The 19975-nt window shown below is 69.7% G+C and carries 16 protein-coding genes and 1 pseudogene; 14 read left to right on the forward strand and 3 right to left on the reverse strand.

Features of this window, described 5'->3' with window-relative positions; genetic code table 11:
• Positions 1–3 precede the first annotated feature (3 nt).
• Both AWC17_RS20895 and lysX read right to left on the reverse strand, forming a co-directional pair.
• Positions 4–1485, reverse strand: coding sequence for an alpha/beta hydrolase (locus AWC17_RS20895; RefSeq protein ID WP_197083431.1), 1482 nt, complete (start codon positions 1483–1485; stop codon positions 4–6).
• Positions 1486–1561: 76 nt separating this feature from the next.
• Positions 1562–4897 carry a bifunctional lysylphosphatidylglycerol synthetase/lysine--tRNA ligase LysX gene (gene lysX / locus AWC17_RS20900; RefSeq protein ID WP_082123049.1) on the reverse strand — a complete coding sequence of 1112 codons (3336 nt, stop codon included), beginning with the start codon at positions 4895–4897 and terminating at the stop codon, positions 1562–1564.
• A gap of 465 nt (positions 4898–5362) precedes the next feature.
• Here lysX and infC point away from each other — a divergent pair, with 465 nt between their 5' ends.
• The 4 genes from infC to AWC17_RS20920 all read left to right on the forward strand — a co-directional run bounded on the left by infC (position 5363) and on the right by AWC17_RS20920 (position 7469).
• On the forward strand, positions 5363–5968 hold the full coding sequence (gene infC, locus AWC17_RS20905; protein ID WP_082123051.1) for a translation initiation factor IF-3: 606 nt from the start codon (positions 5363–5365) through the stop codon (positions 5966–5968).
• A 32-nt stretch (positions 5969–6000) separates the two neighbouring features.
• The gene (gene rpmI, locus AWC17_RS20910; RefSeq protein ID WP_046184508.1) at positions 6001–6195 is read left to right on the forward strand and encodes a 50S ribosomal protein L35; all 195 of its coding nucleotides are present in this window, start codon (positions 6001–6003) and stop codon (positions 6193–6195) included.
• Between the two features lie 67 nt (positions 6196–6262).
• Entirely contained in the window at positions 6263–6658 is a 396-nt protein-coding gene (rplT, locus tag AWC17_RS20915; protein ID WP_046184507.1) for a 50S ribosomal protein L20, read from the forward strand.
• 19 nt (positions 6659–6677) lie between these two features.
• Entirely contained in the window at positions 6678–7469 is a 792-nt protein-coding gene (locus AWC17_RS20920; protein WP_141224704.1) for a TrmH family RNA methyltransferase, read from the forward strand.
• Here AWC17_RS20920 and AWC17_RS20925 read toward each other — a convergent pair.
• Positions 7456–8499: an oxygenase MpaB family protein gene (locus tag AWC17_RS20925; protein WP_047323504.1), complete on the reverse strand. Its 1044-nt coding sequence runs from the start codon at positions 8497–8499 to the stop codon at positions 7456–7458. The two genes, AWC17_RS20920 and AWC17_RS20925, sit on opposite strands and share 14 nt — an antisense overlap.
• Before the next feature lie 191 nt (positions 8500–8690).
• On the opposite strand from AWC17_RS20925, the gene AWC17_RS20930 reads away from it, so the two are divergent.
• The 10 genes and pseudogenes from AWC17_RS20930 to AWC17_RS20975 all read left to right on the forward strand — a co-directional run bounded on the left by AWC17_RS20930 (position 8691) and on the right by AWC17_RS20975 (position 19960).
• A complete protein-coding gene (locus AWC17_RS20930) occupies positions 8691–9605 on the forward strand; it encodes an adenylate/guanylate cyclase domain-containing protein (protein ID WP_047323503.1) in 915 nt (304 codons plus the stop codon).
• Positions 9606–9622: 17 nt separating this feature from the next.
• Positions 9623–10435, forward strand: coding sequence for a rhomboid-like protein (locus AWC17_RS20935; protein ID WP_046186633.1), 813 nt, complete (start codon positions 9623–9625; stop codon positions 10433–10435).
• A gap of 119 nt (positions 10436–10554) precedes the next feature.
• The gene (gene pheS / locus AWC17_RS20940) at positions 10555–11598 is read left to right on the forward strand and encodes a phenylalanine--tRNA ligase subunit alpha (RefSeq protein ID WP_046186634.1); all 1044 of its coding nucleotides are present in this window, start codon (positions 10555–10557) and stop codon (positions 11596–11598) included.
• Positions 11598–14096, forward strand: a complete 2499-nt coding sequence (gene pheT / locus AWC17_RS20945) for a phenylalanine--tRNA ligase subunit beta (RefSeq protein WP_047323502.1) — start codon at positions 11598–11600, stop codon at positions 14094–14096. Before pheS ends, pheT begins: the two co-directional genes overlap by 1 nt.
• Positions 14097–14134: 38 nt before the next feature.
• A pseudogene (argC, locus tag AWC17_RS20950) lies at positions 14135–15194 on the forward strand (N-acetyl-gamma-glutamyl-phosphate reductase).
• A complete protein-coding gene (gene argJ / locus AWC17_RS20955; protein WP_046185932.1) occupies positions 15191–16405 on the forward strand; it encodes a bifunctional glutamate N-acetyltransferase/amino-acid acetyltransferase ArgJ in 1215 nt (404 codons plus the stop codon). Before argC ends, argJ begins: the two are co-directional and overlap by 4 nt.
• Positions 16402–17289 carry an acetylglutamate kinase gene (argB, locus tag AWC17_RS20960; RefSeq protein ID WP_046185933.1) on the forward strand — a complete coding sequence of 296 codons (888 nt, stop codon included), beginning with the start codon at positions 16402–16404 and terminating at the stop codon, positions 17287–17289. Before argJ ends, argB begins: the two co-directional genes overlap by 4 nt.
• Before the next feature lie 66 nt (positions 17290–17355).
• Positions 17356–18546, forward strand: coding sequence for an acetylornithine transaminase (locus AWC17_RS20965; protein WP_264055986.1), 1191 nt, complete (start codon positions 17356–17358; stop codon positions 18544–18546).
• Complete coding sequence (gene argF / locus AWC17_RS20970; protein ID WP_046185934.1) at positions 18543–19469, forward strand: ornithine carbamoyltransferase; 927 nt, start codon at positions 18543–18545, stop codon at positions 19467–19469. The genes AWC17_RS20965 and argF overlap by 4 nt, the downstream gene beginning before the upstream one ends.
• Positions 19466–19960 (forward strand): arginine repressor, encoded by a 495-nt coding sequence (locus AWC17_RS20975; protein WP_046185935.1) that lies wholly within the window; start codon positions 19466–19468, stop codon positions 19958–19960. The genes argF and AWC17_RS20975 overlap by 4 nt, the downstream gene beginning before the upstream one ends.
• The last annotated feature ends 15 nt before the right edge of the window (positions 19961–19975 follow it).

Raw genomic sequence — 19975 nt, forward strand, 5'->3', positions numbered from 1 at the left:
CGGCTATCGCCGGGCGGGGGAATGGTCGGCCGGGACGACGACCGGGGTGGCAGGCGCGGATGGGGCGGCGCCGGGCAACGCGGTCCGCGGGATGCCCGGCGTGCCCAGCCGCCCGGCCAGCCACGGCAGGGCGGCGGCGAAGACCCGGTCCGCGAATGGCCAATCGTGCTTGCCGGGCTGCGCCAGCACCGCGCAGTCGATCCCGTTGGCACGCCCGAGCGAACACAGCGAATAGGCGGCCGCCGTCTGGTTGCCGGGGTCGACGGCCGCCTCCCGGCTGGCCAGACGGATCGCGCCGCTGTCGGTCATCACCGGGTCGTGGCGCGGCGCCGGCGGACCCTCCGAGGAAATCGCGAACCAGCCGGCCACGTCGCTGTACGGCCCGTGCCGGCTGATCACCGTGCTCGGGTCGAATGCCGCCCACGCGTCGGCGTTCCCGCCGAAGAGCCGGGCGATGGTTTGGGCCTTGTTTCCGGCGTTGGGGAAGAAGTCGCCGGCGACGTCGACGAACGCGCTGAACATGTCGGGGTGCATGACGGTCAGGTCCACGGCGCAGGTCCCGCCCATCGACCAACCGGCGATGCCCCAGCTGGACCGGTCGTGGCTGACGCCGAACTTGGAAACCATGTACGGCACAACGTCTTTGGTCAGATGGTCGGCGGCATTTCCGCGGACGCCGTTGACGCATTCGGTGTCGTTGTTGAAGGCCCCGCCGGAGTCGACGAACACCAACACCGGCGCTTTGCCGTCGTGAGCGGCCGCGAAGTCGTCGATCGTCTTGACCGCGTTGCCCGCGCGGGTCCAGTCCGCGGGGGTGTTGAACTGGCCCCCGATCATCATGACCGTCGGCAGCGCCGGCGGCGGGCTGCTGGTGAACCATTCGGGCGGCAGGTAAACCAGCTCACCTCGATGCTTGAAATGCGATGCGTCGGAGGGGATCACCACCGGAACCACGCTGCCGTGCGGCGGTCGCGCCCGTTTGGCGGCCATCGCGGTGACGGTGGCCGGGTCGGTCTGATCGGGCAGGGGACCGGAGGTGAGCTGGTTCCAGGCCGCCTGCACGGTCGGGAAGTAGCCGACCCACAGGTTGAGCACCAGCGCGGCGCACAGCGCGCACAACGGCACGGCCACCAGCCCGGCGCCGCGCTGCCAGCGGCGTGCGCCTTGCCACCCCAGGATCAGCACCGCCACCGCCATGCCGGTCAACGTGATCCAGAGCCACAGCGCGGCCGGCGCGGGCTCGTCGGACAGGCCGCGGTCGACGATGTACCAGTGCGTCAGGTAGGCCGCGGCAGCACCGGCCAGCGCAGCCGCCGGCAACCACACCGTCCGCCAACGGCGCGACCGCCAGCCGACGGCCAGCGTCAGCACCACCGCGGTCACCACCTGGACCGTGATGGGCACCCAGCCGTGCATCAGCGACGTGTGACTACTTGCCAGCAACTGCGTCGCGGTGTTGGTCGTGGACGCGGTCACGGGATTCATTGTGATCCATTGTTAACCGGCCTGGAACATATTCACCGAATGTTCGCTCTGGGCCGCGTGCGTGTCGGGAGGCCGGCTAGTGCGGCTTGGCCAGCGGAAATGGCAGGGTCTCGCGGATGCTGAGGCCGGTTATGAGCATGACGAGCCGATCGACGCCCATGCCGAGCCCGCCGGTGGGCGGCATCGCGTACTCCATGGCTTGCAGGAAGTCCTCGTCGAGCTCCATAGCCTCGGGGTCGCCGCCGGCGGCCAGCAGCGACTGCTCCTGCAGGCGGCGACGCTGCTCCACCGGGTCGGTGAGCTCGCTGTAGGCGGTCCCCAGCTCGATCCCCCACGCCACCAGGTCCCACCGCTCGGCGACACCGCGCCGGCTGCGGTGCGGCCGGGTCAACGGCGAGACGGAGGTCGGGAAGTCGATGTAGAAGGTCGGCCGCTCGGTCCGGTCCTCGACGAGGTGCTCGTAAAGCTCCAACACCACTGCGCCGGCGTCCCACTGCGCCCGATACGGAATGTGGGCGGCGTCGGAGAGTTTGCGCAAAACGGACAAGGGGGTGTCGGGATCGATGTGTTCCCCGAGCGCTTCGGACACCGCGTGGTGCACGGTCTTCACCGGCCAATCCCCGGAGATGTCGAGCGGTTCGAGGCGGCCGTCGGCACCTGAGTAGGCGGGGCCGTGCCGGGGCCGCAGCACCGTCTGCTCCCCGTTGGCGGCCTGAGCGGCGTTTTGAATGAGCTCCCGGCAGCCGTCGATCCAGACCGTGTAGTCGGCGTGCGCCTGGTAGGCCTCCAGCAGCGTGAACTCCGGGTTGTGGCTGAAGTCCACTCCCTCGTTACGGAAAGCCCGGCCCAGCTCGAACACCCGCTCCACGCCGCCGACGCACAACCGCTTGAGGTACAGCTCCGGCGCGATCCGCAGAAACAGGTCCATGTCGTAGGTGTTGATGTGGGTGACGAACGGCCGGGCCGTGGCTCCGCCGTGGATCTGCTGCAGGATCGGCGTCTCGACCTCGATGAATCCCTTGGCGAACAACGTTTCCCGGATGGAGCGCAGGACGCTGCTGCGGGCCGTGACCAGCTCGCGGGACTCGGGATTGACCGCCAGGTCGACGTAGCGGGTCCGCACCCGCGCCTCCGGGTCGGTCAGCCCCTTCCACTTGTTCGGCAGCGGCCGCAGGCACTTACCGATCATCCGCCAGTCGCGCACGATCAAGGAGCGGGTTCCGTTCTTGGAAAAGCCCATGTGCCCGGTCATCTCGACCAGGTCGCCAAGATCGATGGCCGCGGTGAAATCCGCGGTGCCGCTGTGCTCCAAGCGTGAATTGTCCAGCAGCACTTGCAATTCGCCCGACCAGTCCCGAAGCTGGGCGAACAGCACTCCGCCGTAGTCGCGTATCCGCAGTATCCGGCCCGACACCGAGACGGTTTCCTGGTCGTCGGCTTCCAATGCCCGGGATACGGTGTGGCTGGGCGGAGACCCCACCGGGTAGGCGTCAATGCCGTTGCGCCGCAGTACCTTGAGTTTGGCCAGGCGCACCCGCACCTGCTCAGGTAGGCGGGCTATCGACTCCTCCAGTTCCGCATCGTCGCGTCGTTGCTCCAATTCACTGACGTCGGGCGCCGAGCCGTCGTGATGCAGCAGGCCCGACTCCGCCAGCCTGGCCGGCACGGCGGGGTGGTGGCCAGTGTGCACCCTGTCGCGCCGGGTGAACGGCAGCACCAGGAAGCCCTCCGCGATCACCGAGGCGACGCCGACCCGGGGGATCAGGCGCGCGTCTTCGTAGCAGGCGTAGCGCGGAACCCATTCGGGTTGGTATTTCATGTTCGAGCGGTACAGCGTCTCCAGCTGCCACCACCGCGAGAAGAACAGCAGCAGCCCTCGCCACAACCGGGCGACCGGGCCGGCGCCGAGCTGTGCGCCCTGTTCGAACGCCGAGCGGAACATCGCGAAGTTCAGCGAAATACGGCTGATGCCAAGGGTTTCAGCGGTCAGGGCGAGCTCGCTGACCATGAGCTCGATGGTGCCGTTGGGGGATTGCGGGGAGCGGCGCATCAAGTCCAGCGAGACGCCGGTGGTTCCCCAAGGGACCAGCGACAGCATCGCCACGACGGTGCCGTCGCGGTCCAGCGCTTCGACCAGCAGGCAATCGCCATCCGCCGGGTCGCCGAGCCGGCCCAGCGCCATGGAAAAGCCGCGCTCGGTCTGGGTGTCGCGCCAGGCGTCGGCGCGGGTGATGGTCTGGGCCATCTCCTCGGCCGCGATGTCGCGGTGCCGCCGGATGCGCAGGGTGAGTCCGGCCCGGCGTGCTCGGGTCACGGCTTGGCGCACTCCGCGCATGTCGGGACCGGACAGCCGGAAATCGCCGGTCCGCAGGATCGCCTCGTCGCCCAACTCGAGGGCGTTGAGACCGGCTTCCCGATATACCCGCGCGCCCTGCGTGCTGGCGCCCATCACGCCCGGCGCCCAGCCGTAGCTTTGGCACAGTCCCAGCCAGGCATCGATGGCCTGCGGCCATGCCCGCGGGTCGCCGATCGGGTCGCCGCTGGCCAGGCAGACGCCGACTTCGACGCGGTAGGTGATGGCGGCGCGGCCGCTCGGCGCGAACACCACCGACTTGTCGCGGCGGGTCGCGAAGTAGCCCAACGAATCGTTCTTGCCCCACAACTCGAGAAGCCCGCGGATGGCCGACTCGTCCTCACCGGTCAGCGCGTTTTCGGCGTGCTGGGATTGGAAGAGCACGATGGTCGCCATGATCAGCGCCAGCGCGCCGAACAGCCCGAAGATCGCGTTGAGGAACACGTGCGGCTTGCCGGTGAACAGGTCCGGATCGGCCAGGGCGAATCCGACCACCCGGTTGGCCACGTAGGGCAGGCGGTCCTGGCGCGCCAGCGTCCCGGGCCACAACTCCACCATGCCCCAGGACACCAGGATTCCGATCACGTCCCCGGCGACCAGCACCGCGGCCGCTTTGACCAGTGCGCCCTTGCGGACCTTGGCCCAGAACTCCCGGTAGGCCAAAACCAGCAGGACGATCGCGACGATGTGCACCGCGAACCCGAGGTTCTCGCCGAAGGTCTCCGCCGCTGTGTTGTCGCCCGCGGCGATGTCGGCGGCGTTCAGCCCGGCGGCAAGGATCATCTGGCCGAGCAACACCAGCCAGGCGATCCGTTTCCGCGCGGTCAGGGCCGCCGCCAGCAACGCGAGCACGAACGACCACGCGATGCTGGTGTCGGGGAAGTTGAACAGGTAGTCGTTGATGAACTCGCGGGGGACCTTGATCAGCCACCGGATCGCCGGGGACACACTGGCCAGCAACGACACCGTGGCGATGACGCCCACGATCCAACCGGCCGCCGCCGGTACCCAGCGATACCGGGAATGCGACCGACCGCGAGGTCCCGAACGGGGCCCCAAACGAGATGAAGCGAGTGTCACAGACCGCGAGGATATGCCCTCAATCCGTGAAAAGCTTGGCGAAGCGCGAATAGTGACTGGCAATAGATTGGCCGGGTTCTGGAAGCGTGCCGGTGCGTGCCGGACGGGGGTCGGGGGCGAAGTGCGGAAAGCGGCCCCGTGGCTGCTAAACTAGCGTCCGCGACCATCCCGGCGAAGGCCAGGAACAGTAAGTGGAGTCCCACTCCCACCGCGGGCCACGAAATTACTTCAAGGCTTGGCGGTCCGGTCACAGACATCGCGCATGTCTGTTCCGCGGGCAACGCGGGCGGCTTGACCAGTTGCAAGCCGTGATCGGTCGGCATTGGGCCCTGCTATTGCAGGGCTTTTCTGCTGGTGGTGTGGTGTTTCCGCCGCTGAATCCGAAACGGACCCAGGCCCTGGCCGTGATTGCAGGACATTTATAAGCCCAACAAGGGAGGCCCCATCAGCACTGAGACCCGCGTCAACGAGCGCATCCGCGTACCTGAAGTCAGATTGATCGGCCCAGGGGGAGAGCAGGTAGGCATAGTGCGCATCGAAGACGCACTTCGCGTCGCTGCGGACGCCGATCTCGACCTTGTCGAAGTCGCCCCGAACGCCAGACCCCCGGTCTGCAAGATCATGGACTACGGCAAGTTCAAATACGAGGCGGCGCAAAAGGCGCGCGAATCCCGCCGGAACCAGCAGCAGACCGTCGTCAAAGAGCAAAAGCTTCGGCCGAAGATCGACGATCACGATTACGAGACCAAGAAGGGCCACGTAATCCGCTTCCTGGAGGCGGGTTCCAAGGTGAAGGTCACCATCATGTTCCGCGGACGTGAGCAGTCGCGGCCCGAGTTGGGCTACCGCTTGCTGCAGCGGCTGGGCGCGGACGTCGCCGAATACGGCTTCGTCGAAACATCCGCCAAGCAGGACGGCCGCAACATGACGATGGTGCTCGCCCCGCACCGTGGCGCGAAGACTCGTGCCAGGGCGCGGCACCCCGAAGGACCCGGGGACGGCGCGGCGCCGGACGCCGATGCGGCCGACACCAACCCTTCACCCAACTGAACCGACCCGAGAACTGAAGAACTAGAGGAAACATGCCCAAGGCCAAGACCCACAGCGGGGCTTCGAAGCGGTTCCGGCGCACCGGAACCGGCAAGATCGTCCGCCAGAAAGCCAATCGTCGCCACCTGTTAGAGCACAAGTCGTCCACCCGGACTCGTCGTCTGGAAGGTCGCACCACGGTGTCGGCCAACGACACCAAGCGCATCAACAAGCTGCTGAACGGCTGACCATCGCGCCGGGGCCAGTGGGTGCCGGCACCCAACCATTTACTTTGAACGAGAGTAGGAACATCCCATGGCACGCGTGAAGCGGGCGGTCAACGCCCACAAGAAGAGGCGCAGCATCCTCAAGGCCTCGAAGGGCTATCGCGGCCAGCGATCGCGGCTCTACCGCAAAGCGAAAGAGCAGCAACTGCATTCGCTGAACTACGCCTACCGCGACCGCCGCGCGCGCAAGGGCGAGTTCCGGAAACTGTGGATCTCGCGGATCAACGCGGCCGCCCGCGCCAACGACATCACCTACAACCGGCTGATCCAGGGTCTGAAGGCCGCCGGTGTGGAAGTGGACCGCAAGAACCTCGCCGACATCGCGATCACCGATCCCGCCGCGTTCACCGCGCTGGTTGACGTCGCCCGGGCCGCGCTGCCCGAGGACGTCAATGCTCCCTCGGATTCGGGAGAGGCCGCCTAGCCCGGCTTCCGATGTGCAGGTGCTGACCGAACGTTCGGCCCGGGTCGCTGCGGCGGTCAAACTGCATCGCCACGTCGGCCGCCGGCGGGCGGGGCGGTTCCTCGCCGAAGGACCCAACCTGGTCGAGGCGGCGGCCGCCCGCGGTCTGGTCCGCGATGTCTTCGTCACCGAAGCCGCCGCGCAACGGTACGCGTCTTTGCTTGGCGCGCAGCATTATCCGGTCCATCTGGTCACCGAGCGGGCCGCAAAGGCGCTGTCCGACACCGTCACCCCCGCCGGACTGGTGGCCGTCTGCGAAATGCCGGCGACCCGGCTGGCGGACGTGCTGGCCGGTTCGCCCCGGCTGATCGCGGTCACCGTCGGGATCAGCGAGCCGGGCAATGCCGGCACGGTCATTCGCATCGCCGACGCCATGGGAGCACAGGGCGTGATCCTCGGCGGGCACAGCGTCGACCCGTACAACGGCAAGTGTCTGCGCGCCTCGGCGGGCAGCATCTTTTCGATCCCGGTCGTCGCCACGCACGACACCCCCGCCGCGCTGGCTGCGCTGCACGACGCGGGGCTGCAGGTGCTGGCCACCACGGTGGATGGCGAAACGCGCCTCGACGAGGCCGCGGACCTGCTCGGCAGGCCGACGGCGTGGTTGTTCGGGCCCGAATCACAGGGTCTGCCAAGCGAAGTCGCGGGGGTGGCCGATCACCGGATGCGCATCCCGATGTCCGGCGGTGCCGAGAGCCTGAACGTGGCCTCCGCCGCGGCCATCTGTCTCTACCAGAGCGCGCAGGCGCTGGGCATGCTCAAGCGGCCCTGACGCGCCCCCGGGCGGGCCGCAGACCCGCCAGCGACAGCGTCCCGTGCACCAGCGAGCCGGCGCGCTCCATGAGCGCTTTCGCGGGGTCGAGGGCCGAGCGTGGCCGCGGCGGGAAGTAATGCATGGGCAGCCCGCGGCGGTCGCGGGGCGGTGCCATGAACGTCGGCGCCTCCACCAGCGGCGCGTTGCTGGGCAGCCGCCCCTCGGCGCGGCGGTAGGCGGCCAGCGCGCGCGGGTGCAGCCGGATCTCGTCGGGAACCGCCAGGAAGGCCAGTTCGACCAGCTTGCCGAACAGGCGCAGCAGCACCTCGTCGCCCGGTGTCCAGCGCATGCCCGCCTTCTCGCGAACCGCGGGCTCGAACAGGCCCGCCGCGATCCAGCGCTGGCCGGCGACCAGCGGCTTGAACATCTGGTCCCAGATCGGCGTGGGCATCAACACGAATTTCGGTTTAGGGATCCGGATCTGGAAGATGTCCAGCGTCGCCTGGTTGATTTCCAGTTCGTCGCGGCAGACCCGGTCCCAGTACTCCTGGAACTCCTCCCAGGAGGCGGGCACCGGGCGCATGCTCATCCCGTACATCCGGTACCACCGCACGTGCTCCTCGAACAGCTGCCGCTTCTCGGCCTCCGTCAAGCCCCCGCAGAAGTAATCGGCGACCTTGATCACCAGCATGAAGAAGGTGGCGTGCGCCCAGTAGAAGGTTTCGGGATTCAGCGCGTGATAGCGGCGGCCCGAAGCGTCGACGCCCTTGATGGTGTGGTGGTAGCTCTTGATCTGCCGCCCGGTCTGGGCCGCGCGGTCACCGTCGTAGACGACGCCCATGATCGGGTACACCGAGCGGGCCACCCGCTGCAGGGGCTCGCGCAGCAGGATCGAATGCTCCTCGACGCCCGCGCCCAGCTCCGGGTACATGTTCTGGATCGCGCCGATCCACACGCCCATCATTCCTGTGCGCAGATCACCAAAGTACTTCCAGGTCAGGGAATCTGGTCCGAGCGGATCCTCGGATCTCGTTGGAATGGCAGTCATCTCGGCCTCCTCGGCTCACTATAAATTTGACAACGCATGTTGTCTACGATTTCGGCCGCGTGTGCCGCCGGGTGTTATCGAGCTTCCATAGCGGCGTGGCGTTGCCGTGATCAGGCGATACGTTGGGAGCTGTGACGAAAACCGCGGGGGCTTCATTGCCCGCTTCCGGCGGGAGGAAATAACCTGGCCAGGTGGAACCCGCGCGTCGCGATTCGGATTCGGCCGAGCCCGACGAGCCGACGGTGACGCCATCCGATCCGCCACGGCGTTCCTCGGTCTCGGTCCACAACGCGACGCAGTGGTTGCACGGCCGGAACCACAGCCCCGGCGCGGTGGCCTTCATCCGCCGGGCGCGACGGCTGCTACCCGGCGATCCCGAATTCGGCGACCCGCTGTCCACGGCCGGCGAGGGTGGGCCGCGCGCCGCCGCGCGAGCCGCCGACCGGCTGCTGGGCGATCGCGACGCGGTGTCGCGTGAAGTCAGCCTCGGGCTGCTGCAAGTCTGGCAGGCGCTGACCGAGTCGGTTGCCCGACGGCCGGCGAATCCCGAGGTGACGCTGGTGTTCACCGACCTGGTGGGGTTCTCGTCGTGGTCCTTGCAGGCCGGTGACGAGGCGGCGCTCACCCTGCTGCGACAGGTGGCGCGGGCCGTCGAACCGCCGCTGCTGGACGCCGGCGGTCACATCGTCAAACGGATGGGCGACGGCCTCATGGCCGTCTTCGGCGATCCCACGGTCGCGGTACGGGCCGTGCTGGCCGCCAAAGAGGCGTTGAAGTCGGTCGAAGTGGCCGGCTACACGCCACGGATGCGGGTCGGGATCCACACCGGGCGGCCCCAGCGGATGGCGGCCGACTGGCTCGGTGTCGACGTCAACATCGCCGCGCGGGTGATGGAACGGGCCACCAAAGGCGGGATCATGGTGTCAGGTTCGACACTCGACCTGATCACGCAGAGCGAACTGGACGCGATGGGCGTCGTCGCAAAACGTGCACGTAAACCGGTGTTTGCGGGCAAGACCACCGGGGTGCCGGCCGACTTGGCGATATATCGTTTGAGGACTCATAGGGAGTTGACAGCCCCGGATGACGCCTCCGAAACAAATTAGCCGTCATAATGGAGGCAATGTTTGGGGGCATCTTCTCCCGGCTCGCCCGGGTCCAGTTCACGGTGGGATACGTGGCGGTGCTGCTTGCCATCAGCTGTGCCATCTTGGTGCTCGGACCGCACGCGCATGACGTCCTGGTCGAGCGCGCCAGCACTAACCTGCACAACCTGGCCCATGGTCACGTGGGCACGCTGCTGGGCAGCGCGCTGGTCGTCGACGCCGGTCCGCTCTATTTCTGGTTGCCCTTCCTCACCTGCCTGCTCGCGCTCGGCGAGCTGCACCTGCGGACCATCAGGCTGGCGGTGGCGTTCGTCGTCGGGCACGTCGGCGCGACGCTGGTCGTGGCCGCCGCCCTGGCCTCGGCGGTCGAGTTCGGCTGGCTGCCGCTGTCGATCACCCGAGCCAGCGACGTCGGGATGAGCTACGGCGCCCTGGCGGTGCTCGGTGCGATGACGGCGGTGATCCCCCAGCGCTGGCGCGCCGCCTGGGTCGGCTGGTGGGTGTCGGCGGGTATCGCCTCGGCGATCATCGGCGGCGATTTCACCGATGCTGGTCACACCGTCGCCGTGGTCCTGGGCGTGCTGGTGTCCGCCCGGTTCCGGCAGCCGATCCGGTGGACGCCGGTGCGGTGCCTGATGCTGGCGGCCTCGTCTGGGTTTGGATTCCTGATGCTGGCGCACCACTGGGGGACGATGGCCGCGGCGCCGGCGTTCGGGGTCCTGGGCGCGCTGGCCGCGCACAAGCTCGTGCAGTTCGCCACCAGGCGCAGCGCCCTGCGGGTGTTGGACGACCACGCGCTGACCGGCCCGCAGCCCGCCACCGCGGGCTAGGCACCGGGCGCCTTTAGTACGAAGCGCCCGCCGGGCTGCACGCAGCGCATCACTATGATCGGCACTTGCGCTGGGCAACTTCCTTCCCAGCCCCTCATCAGCAAGGAGAGTGTCGCCGCGTGGGTGCTCAGCCCGTCGACCTGTCACCGGACGCCTTGGCCAAGGCGGTCGGCGCCGCCCAGGAGGCAATAGCACTCGCCGCCGATTTGGACGCGCTGGCACGCGTGAAGACCGATCACCTCGGGGACCGCTCACCGCTGGCACTGGCGCGGCAAGCGCTGGGCAGCGTCCCCAAGGACGAGCGCGCCGACGCCGGTAAGCGGGTCAATTCCGCGCGAACCGAGGCCCAGCGCAGCTACGACGAACGGCTGGCTACGCTGCGCGCCGAACGCGACGCGGCGGTCCTGGCCGCCGAGGGCATCGACGTCACGCTGCCGTCGAGCCGGCAGCCCATCGGCGCCCGGCACCCGATCACCATCCTGGCCGAGCACATCGCCGACACCTTCATCGCCATGGGGTGGGAATTGGCGGAGGGGCCGGAAGTCGAGACCGAGCAGTTCAACTTCGACGCCCTCAACTTCCCCGCCGACCACCCCGCGCGCAGCGAGCAGGACACCTTCTACATCGCGCCGGACGATTCCCGGCAGCTGCTGCGCACCCACACCTCGCCGGTGCAGGTGCGCACCCTGCTGGCCCACGAGCTGCCCGTCTACATCATCTCGATCGGCCGCACCTTCCGCACCGACGAACTCGATGCCACCCACACGCCGGTCTTCCATCAGGTCGAGGGTTTGGCGGTGGACCGCGGCCTGTCCATGGCGCATCTGCGGGGCACCCTCGACGCGTTCGCCCGCGCCGAGTTCGGCCCGGAGGCGCGCACCCGGATCCGGCCGCACTTCTTCCCGTTCACCGAACCCTCCGCGGAGGTCGACGTGTGGTTCGTCGGCAAGAAGGGCGGCGCCGGCTGGGTGGAGTGGGGCGGCTGCGGCATGGTGCACCCAAACGTGTTGCGAGCCGCGGGGATTGACCCGGACGTCTATTCCGGGTTCGCGTTCGGGATGGGCCTGGAACGCACCCTGCAGTTCCGCAACGGCATACCCGACATGCGCGACATGGTCGAAGGCGACGTCCGGTTCTCGTTGCCGTTCGGGGTGGGCGTCTGATGCGCATCCCCTACAGCTGGTTGCGCGAAATCGTGTCGGCCGGCGCCCCGGACTGGGACGTCACCCCCGGCGATCTCGAGCAGACCCTGGTGCGGATCGGCCACGAGGTCGAGGAGGTCGTCACCCTCGGCCCGGTCGACGGACCGCTGACCGTGGGACGGGTGACCGGCATCGAGGAGCTCACCGGCTTCAAGAAGCCGATCCGGGCCTGCCAGGTCGACGTCGGTGACGGCAAAGCCCACGACATCGTCTGCGGGGCAAGCAATTTCGTGATCGGCGACCTGGTGGTCGTGGCGCTGCCCGGCACCACGCTGCCCGGCGGGTTCGCCATCACGGCGCGCAAGACCTACGGCCGCGACTCCGACGGCATGATCTGCTCGGCGGCCGAACTCGGTTTGGGCGCCGACCATTCCGGGATCCTGGTGCTGCCGCCCGGTACCGCCGAACCGGGCGCCGACGGCGCCGCGCTGCTGGGCCTGGACGACGTGGTCTTCCACCTGGCGATCACCCCGGACCGGGGCTACTGCATGTCGGTGCGCGGACTGGCCCGCGAGATCGCCTGCGCCTACGACCTCGACTTCGTCGACCCCGCCGACATCAAGCCGTTGCCGGCTAACGACGAGGCCTGGCCCTTGACCGTGCAGCCCGAGACCGGGGTCCGCCGGTTCGCCCTGCGGCCCGTGGCCGGCATCGACCCCGCCGCCGTGTCGCCGTGGTGGCTGCAACGCCGGCTGTTGCTGGCCGGCATCCGCGCGACCTCCCCGGCGGTGGACGTCACCAACTACGTGATGCTCGAGCTGGGCCACCCCATGCATGCGCACGACTGCGACCGCATCTCCGGCGGCTTCGGCGTGCGCTTCGCGCGGTCCGGCGAAACCGTCGTCACCCTCGACGACGTCGAGCGCCGGCTCGATCCGGCCGATGTCCTCATCGTCGACGACCGGGCGACCGCGGCGATCGGCGGCGTGATGGGCGCGGCAAGCACCGAGGTGCGCGCCGATTCCACCGACGTGCTGCTGGAGGCGGCCGTCTGGGATCCCGCCGCCGTATCGCGCACTCAGCGCCGGTTGCACCTGCCCAGCGAGGCGGCCCGGCGCTACGAGCGCGGGGTCGACCCGGCCATCTCGGTGGCCGCGCTGGACCGATGCGCGGCGCTGCTCGTCGACATCGCCGGGGGAGCGGTGTCGGACAAGCTGACCGATTGGCGGGGCGACCCGCCAGTCGGCAATTCGGTCGCCGACTGGGCTGGGTCGCCGATCCGGATCCCCGCCGACCTGCCCGACCGCGTCGCCGGGGTGGCCTACCCTCCGGGCGCCACCGCGCGGCGCCTGGCGCAGATCGGTGCTTACGTGACCGACGAGGGCCAAGCACTGACGGTGACGCCGCCGAGCTGGCGACCTGACCTGTTGCAGCCCGCCGACCTCGTCGAGGAGGTGCTGCGGCTGGAGGGGCTCGAGGCCATCCCGTCGGTGCTGCCCTCGGCCCCCGCGGGCCGGGGCCTCACGGCGGGGCAGAGGCGGCGCCGCGCCATTGGCAAATCGCTCGCCCAATCCGGCTACGTCGAGATCCTGCCGACGCCCTTCTTGCCCGCGGGCGTGTTCGACCTGTGGGGCCTGCCGGCCGACGACCCGCGTCGCGCGACCACGCAGGTGCTCAACCCGCTGGAGGCCGATCGCCCGCATCTGGCCACCACGCTGCTGCCCGCGCTGCTGGAAGCGTTGGTGCGCAACGTGTCCCGCGGTCTGGTGGACGTCGCGCTGTACGCACTGGCCCAGGTGGTGCAACCGACCGAGGAGACTCGCGGCGTGCAGCCGATCCCCGTGCACCGGCGGCCGACCGACACCGAGATCGCCCTGCTGGACGCCTCGTTGCCCCGCCAACCGCAGCATGTCGCGGCGGTGCTTGCGGGCCTGCGCGAACGCCGCGGCCCCTGGGGTCCGGGCCGCCGGGCCGAAGCCGCCGACGCGTTCGAGGCGGCGCGCATCATCGCCCGCGCCAGCGGGGTCGAGGTGCGCCTGCGGGCGGCCCAGCACCTGCCGTGGCACCCGGGCCGGTGCGCCGAGGTGCTCGTCGGGGAGACCGTCGTCGGTCACGCCGGGCAGCTGCACCCGGCCGTGATCGAGCGCTCGGGGCTGCCGAAAGGCACCTGCGCCGTCGAGCTCAACCTCGACGCGATTCCCATCGTCGCGGCGTTGCCGGCGCCCGCGGTGTCGCCGTTCCCGGCCGTCTTCCAGGACGTCAGCCTGGTGGTGCCCGCACACGTGCCGGCCCAGGCGGTGGCCGACGCCGTCCGGGAGGGCGCCGGCGAGCTGCTGGAAGATCTGCAACTGTTCGACGTCTTCACCGGCCCGCAGGTCGGGGAGGATCGCAAATCGCTGACATTCGCCCTGCGTTTCCGCGCGCCGGACCGCACGCTGACCGAGGACGACGCCAGCGCGGCCCGCGACGCCGCGGTGCGACGCGCCGCGGAGGCGGTCGGCGCCGAGCTGCGCGCCTAACGCCGCTCTGGAATGGATTTGCAAACCAATGCATAACCATGCAGAATCGGCGGAATGGCCGACGTATCGAAGGTGGCGGTTGCCGGGGCCACCGGCTATGCGGGCGGTGAAATCCTGCGACTCCTGCTCGGGCATCCGGCCTACGCCGACGGCCGCCTCACCATCGGTTCGCTGACCGCCGCGACCAGCGCCGGCAGCACGCTCGGCGAGCACCACCCGCACCTGACGCCGCTGGCCTCCCGCGTGGTCGAGCCCACCGAACTCGCCGCGCTCGCCGGCCACGACGTGGTTTTCCTGGCCCTGCCGCACGGGCATTCGGCGGCGCTGGCCGAACAACTCGGCCCCGACACACTGATCGTCGACTGCGGCGCCGACTTCCGGCTCACCGACGCCGGCGCCTGGGAACGGTTCTACGGCTCCGCGCACGCCGGCAGCTGGCCGTACGGGCTGCCGGAACTGCCCGGCGCGCGCGAGCGGCTGCAAGGCGCGCGCCGCATCGCCGTTCCCGGCTGCTACCCGACCGCGGCGCTACTGGCGTTGCTTCCGGCGGTGGCCGAGGACCTGATCGAGCCCGCCGTCACGGTGGTCGCCGTCAGCGGCACGTCGGGAGCCGGTCGCGCCGCCAAGACCGACCTGCTCGGCTCCGAGGTCATCGGATCCGCGCGGGCCTACAACATCGCGGGGGCCCACCGGCACACCCCCGAGATCGCCCAGGGGCTGCGGGCCGTGACCGACCGCGACGTCAGGGTGTCGTTCACGCCGGTGCTGATCCCCACGTCACGCGGCATCCTGGCCACCTGCACCGCGCGCACCCGTTCGCCGCTATCGCAGCTGCGGGCCGCCTACGAAAAAGCTTATGACGCCGAGCGTTTCGTCTATCTGATGCCGGAGGGCCAGCTGCCCCGCACCGGATCGGTGATCGGCAGCAACGCGGCGCACATCGCCGTCGCAGTGGACGAGGCCGCAGAGACGTTCGTGGCCATCGCCGCCATCGACAACCTGGTCAAGGGCACCGGCGGCGCGGCGGTGCAGGCGATGAACCTGGCGCTGGGTTGGCCGGAGGCCGAAGGCCTTTCAGTGGTGGGGGTCGCGCCATGACGGACCTCGCCGCCGCGGCGCGGTTACTGCGCGAACAGGGCGTCACCGCGCCGGCCGGGTTCCGGGCCGCCGGCATCGCCGCCGGCATCAAGGCGTCGGGCAACCGCGACCTGGCCCTGGTTTTCAACGAGGGACCCGACTACGCGGCCGCCGGCGTGTTCACCCGGAACAAGGTCAAGGCCGCGCCGGTGCTGTGGACCCAACAGGCGCTGACCACCGGGGCGCTGCGCGCGGTGATCCTCAACTCCGGTGGCGCCAACGCCTGCACCGGCCCGGGCGGCTTCCAGGACGCCCACGCCACCGCCGAAGCCGTCGCGGCCGCGTTGTCGGACTGGGGGACCGAGACCGGCGCCATCGAGGTCGCGGTCTGCTCCACCGGGTTGATCGGTGACCGGTTGCCGATGGACAAGCTGCTCGCCGGGGTGCGGGCGATCGTGCAGGACATGGCCGGCGGGCTGAGCGGGGGTGACGAGGCCGCCCGCGCGATCATGACCACCGACACCGTGCCGAAACAGGTTGCGCTGCACCACCCGGGCAACTGGACGGTCGGCGGGATGGCCAAGGGAGCGGGCATGCTGGCGCCGTCGCTGGCCACCATGCTCTGCGTGCTCACCACCGACGCGGCGGCCGAACCCGCCGCACTCGACCAGGCGCTGCGCCGCGCCGCCGCGCGCACCTTCGACCGGCTCGACATCGACGGCAGCTGTTCGACCAACGACACGGTGCTGCTGCTCGCCTCCGGGGCCAGCGGGTTCGCCCCCGCGCAGGCCGATCTCGACGACGCCGTGCTGCGGGTGTGCGACGACCTGTGCGCGCAGCTGCAGGCCGACGCCGAGGGCGTGACCAAGCGCGTCACCGTGACCGTGACGGGGGCGGCCTCCGACGACGACGCGCTGACCGCCGCGCGGGTGATCGCGCGCGACAGCCTGGTCAAGACGGCGGTGTTCGGGTCCGACCCCAACTGGGGCCGCGTGCTGGCGGCCGTCGGCATGGCGCCGATCACCCTCGACCCCGATCGAATCAGTGTGTCGTTCAACGGCTTTGCCGTATGTGTCGACGGGGTCGGAGCGCCGGGCGCGCGCGAGGTGGACCTGTCCGGCGCCGACATCGACATCACCGTCGACCTGCGGGTGGGTGACGGCGCTGCCGCCGTCCGCACCACCGACCTGTCGCACGCCTACGTCGAAGAGAACTCGGCATACAGCTCATGACCATCAACACCCAAGAGCTGCCGACCGGCGTCAAAGCGCAGGTGCTGGCCGAAGCGCTGCCCTGGCTCAAGCAGCTGTACGGCAAGGTCGTCGTCATCAAGTACGGCGGCAACGCCATGACAGACGACACGCTGCGGCACGCCTTCGCCGCCGACATGGCCTTCCTGCGCAACTGCGGCATCCTCCCCGTCGTCGTGCACGGCGGCGGCCCGCAGATCACCGCCATGCTGCGGCGCCTCGGCATCGCGGGCGACTTCAAGGGCGGCTTCCGGGTCACCACACCGGAAGTGCTCGACGTGGCGCGGATGGTGTTGTTCGGACAGGTGGGCCGCGAACTGGTCAACCTGATCAACGCGCACGGACCCTACGCCGTCGGCATCACCGGCGAGGACGCGCAGCTGTTCACCGCCGTGCGGCGCAGCGTCACCGTCGACGGCGTGGCCACCGACATCGGCCTGGTCGGCGACGTCGAACGGGTCAACACCGCCGCCGTGCTGGATCTGATTGCGGCGGGCCGCATTCCGGTAGTATCGACGCTCGCCCCGGACGCCGAGGGCGTGGTGCACAACATCAACGCCGACACCGCCGCGGCGGCGCTCGCCGAGGCGTTGCGGGCCGAGAAGTTGTTGATGCTCACCGATGTCGAGGGCCTCTACACCAGCTGGCCGGACCGCGGTTCGCTGGTCAGCGAAATCGACTCGGCCACTTTGGCGCAACTGCTGCCCACGCTCGAGGCCGGCATGATTCCCAAAGTGGAAGCGTGCCTGCGGGCCGTGACAGCGGGTGTGCCGAGCGCGCACGTCATCGACGGGAGGGTCAAACACTGTGTGCTGGTGGAGCTTTTCACCGACGCGGGAACCGGCACCAAGGTGGTGAACGCGTGACGGCGACGATGCAGTGGGGGCACCGCCCGCTTGCGGGGAACGCAGCGATGAAGAGGGGCGTCACCATTGGCTGAGAGCAACACCGAGGACCTCAGGCACCGCTGGGAAGCCGTGATGATGAACAACTACGGCACCCCACCGCTGGCGCTGGCCAGCGGTGACGGCGCCGTGGTCACCGACGTGGACGGCAACACGTACCTGGACCTGCTCGGGGGCATCGCCGTCAACGTCCTCGGCCATCGCCACCCCGCGGTCATCGAGGCTGTCACACACCAGATGGCGACGTTGGGCCACACCTCCAACCTGTATGCCAGCGAACCGGGCATCGCGCTGGCCGAGGAACTGGTCGCTTTGCTGGGAGCGGACGCGCCGACGCGGGTGTTCTTCTGCAACTCGGGGACCGAGGCCAACGAGGTGGCGTTCAAACTGTCGCGGCTGACCGGGCGCACGAAACTGGTTGCGGCGCAGGGCGGTTTCCACGGCCGCACCATGGGCTCGCTGGCGCTGACCGGTCAGCCCAGCAAGCAGGCGCCGTTCGAACCGCTGCCGGGATACGTCACCCACGTGCCCTACGGCGATGCCGACGCGCTGGCCGCCGCGGTCGACGACGCCACCGCCGCGGTGTTCCTCGAACCGATCATGGGGGAGGGCGGCGTCGTCGTCCCACCCGGGGGCTATCTGACCGCCGCCCGCGACATCACCTCGCGGCACGGCGCGCTGTTGGTGCTCGACGAGGTGCAGACCGGGATGGGCCGCACCGGAGCCTTTTTCGCCCACCAGCACGACGGCGTCACCCCGGACGTCGTGACGATGGCGAAGGGACTCGGCGGCGGGCTGCCCATCGGAGCGTGCCTGGCCGTCGGGCGGGCCGCCGAGCTGATGACCCCCGGCCTGCACGGCAGCACCTTCGGCGGCAACCCGATCTGCGCCGCGGCGGCGCGGGCGGTGCTGCGGGTGATCGCCGACGAGGACCTGGTCCGGCACGCCGATTTGTTGGGCAAGTCGGTGCGCCACGGCATCGAGTCCCTGAACCACCCCCTGATCGACCACGTGCGCGGACGGGGATTGCTGCAGGGCATGGTGTTGACCGCGCCGCGGGCCAAGGAGGCCGAAAACGCCGCGCGGGGCGCCGGATTCCTGGTCAACGCGGCCGCACCCGACGTCATCCGGCTGGCCCCGCCGTTGATCGTCACCGAAGCCCAGCTCGACGGCTTCATCGCCGCGCTACCGGGCATCCTCGATACGGCCGCGGCATGACCCGCCACTTTCTGCGCGACGACGACCTGTCGCCCCAGGAGCAGGCCGAGGTGCTGCAGCTGGCCGCCGAGCTGAAGAAGGACCCGTTCAGCTGCCGGCCGCTGGAGGGGCCGCGTGGCGTCGCGGTGCTCTTCGACAAGAACTCCACCCGCACCCGGTTCTCCTTCGAGATGGGCATCGCGCAGCTCGGCGGGCATGCGGTCGTCGTCGATGCCCGCAGCACCCAGCTGGGCCGCGACGAGACGCTGCAGGACACCGCGCGGGTGCTGTCCCGCTACGTCGAGGCCATCGTGTGGCGGACGTTCGGGCAGGACAGGCTCGAGGCCATGGCCGAGGTGGCGACGGTGCCGGTGGTCAACGCGCTCTCCGACGACTTCCATCCCTGCCAGGTGCTCGCCGACCTGCAGACCATTGCCGAACGCAAGGGATCGCTTGCCGGACTGCGGATGTCCTACTTCGGCGACGGCGCCAACAACATGGCCCACTCGCTGCTGCTCGGCGGGGTGACGGCCGGCATCCACGTCACCATCGCCGCGCCGGATGGCTTCGCCCCGGACCCCGCCTTCGTGGCGGCGGCCGCGGAGCGTGCCGAAACCACCGGCGCTTCGGTCACTCTCACCGCCGACGCCGAAGCGGCCGCGGCCGGTGCCGACGTGCTGGTGACGGACACCTGGACGTCGATGGGGCAGGAGGACGACGGGCGCGACCGGGTCAAGCCGTTCCGGTCGTTCCAGGTCAACGAGCGACTGCTGGGCCTGGCGGATCCGGAAGCCATTGTGCTGCATTGCCTTCCGGCCCACCGCGGCGACGAGATCACCGACGCGGTGATGGACGGGCCGGCCAGCGCGGTGTGGGACGAGGCCGAGAACCGGCTGCACGCCCAAAAGGCGCTGCTGGTGTGGCTGCTGGAGCGGTCCCGATGACCCGCTCGAAGACCACCCCCGAGACCACCAGGGCCGGCCGGCAAGACCGCATCGTGGCGATCCTGTCGTCGGCGTCGATCAGCAGCCAAAGCGAACTGGCGGCCCGGCTGGCCGACGAGGGCATCGACGTCACCCAGGCCACCCTGTCGCGCGACCTCGAGGAGCTGGGCGCGGTGAAGCTGCGCGGCGCCGACGGCGGCGTGGGCGTCTACATCGTTCCCGAGGACGGCAGCCCGGTGCGCGGCGTCTCCGGTGGCACCGCGCGGCTGTCCCGGCTGTTGAGCGAACTCTTGGTCTCCGCCGACGCCAGCGCCAATCTCGCGGTGCTGCGCACACCCCCCGGCGGCGCCAACTACTTGGCCAGCGCCATCGATCGCGCGGCGCTACCGTACGTCGTTGGCACCATCGCCGGCGACGACACGGTCTTCGTCGCGGCCCGAGAGCCGATGACCGGCGCCGAGCTGGCCCGCACCCTAGAAGAGCTCACCTAAAGCTAAGGAGATTGG

The sequence above is a fragment of the Mycobacterium nebraskense genome (assembly GCF_002102255.1).
Lineage (GTDB): Bacteria > Actinomycetota > Actinomycetes > Mycobacteriales > Mycobacteriaceae > Mycobacterium > Mycobacterium nebraskense.

What these genes read in the sequence shown, in the direction of transcription:
- argB (WP_046185933.1), top strand. Translation starts at nt 16,402, where the DNA reads ATGACCATCAACACCCAAGAGCTGCCGACCGGCGTCAAAGCGCAGGTG.
- rpmI (WP_046184508.1), top strand. Translation starts at nt 6,001, where the DNA reads ATGCCCAAGGCCAAGACCCACAGCGGGGCTTCGAAGCGGTTCCGGCGC.
- argF (WP_046185934.1), top strand. Translation starts at nt 18,543, where the DNA reads ATGACCCGCCACTTTCTGCGCGACGACGACCTGTCGCCCCAGGAGCAG.
- pheT (WP_047323502.1), top strand. Translation starts at nt 11,598, where the DNA reads ATGCGCATCCCCTACAGCTGGTTGCGCGAAATCGTGTCGGCCGGCGCC.
- AWC17_RS20895 (WP_197083431.1), bottom strand. Translation starts at nt 1,485, where the DNA reads ATGAATCCCGTGACCGCGTCCACGACCAACACCGCGACGCAGTTGCTG.
- argJ (WP_046185932.1), top strand. Translation starts at nt 15,191, where the DNA reads ATGACGGACCTCGCCGCCGCGGCGCGGTTACTGCGCGAACAGGGCGTC.
- rplT (WP_046184507.1), top strand. Translation starts at nt 6,263, where the DNA reads ATGGCACGCGTGAAGCGGGCGGTCAACGCCCACAAGAAGAGGCGCAGC.
- AWC17_RS20975 (WP_046185935.1), top strand. Translation starts at nt 19,466, where the DNA reads ATGACCCGCTCGAAGACCACCCCCGAGACCACCAGGGCCGGCCGGCAA.
- AWC17_RS20925 (WP_047323504.1), bottom strand. Translation starts at nt 8,499, where the DNA reads ATGACTGCCATTCCAACGAGATCCGAGGATCCGCTCGGACCAGATTCC.
- AWC17_RS20935 (WP_046186633.1), top strand. Translation starts at nt 9,623, where the DNA reads ATGTTTGGGGGCATCTTCTCCCGGCTCGCCCGGGTCCAGTTCACGGTG.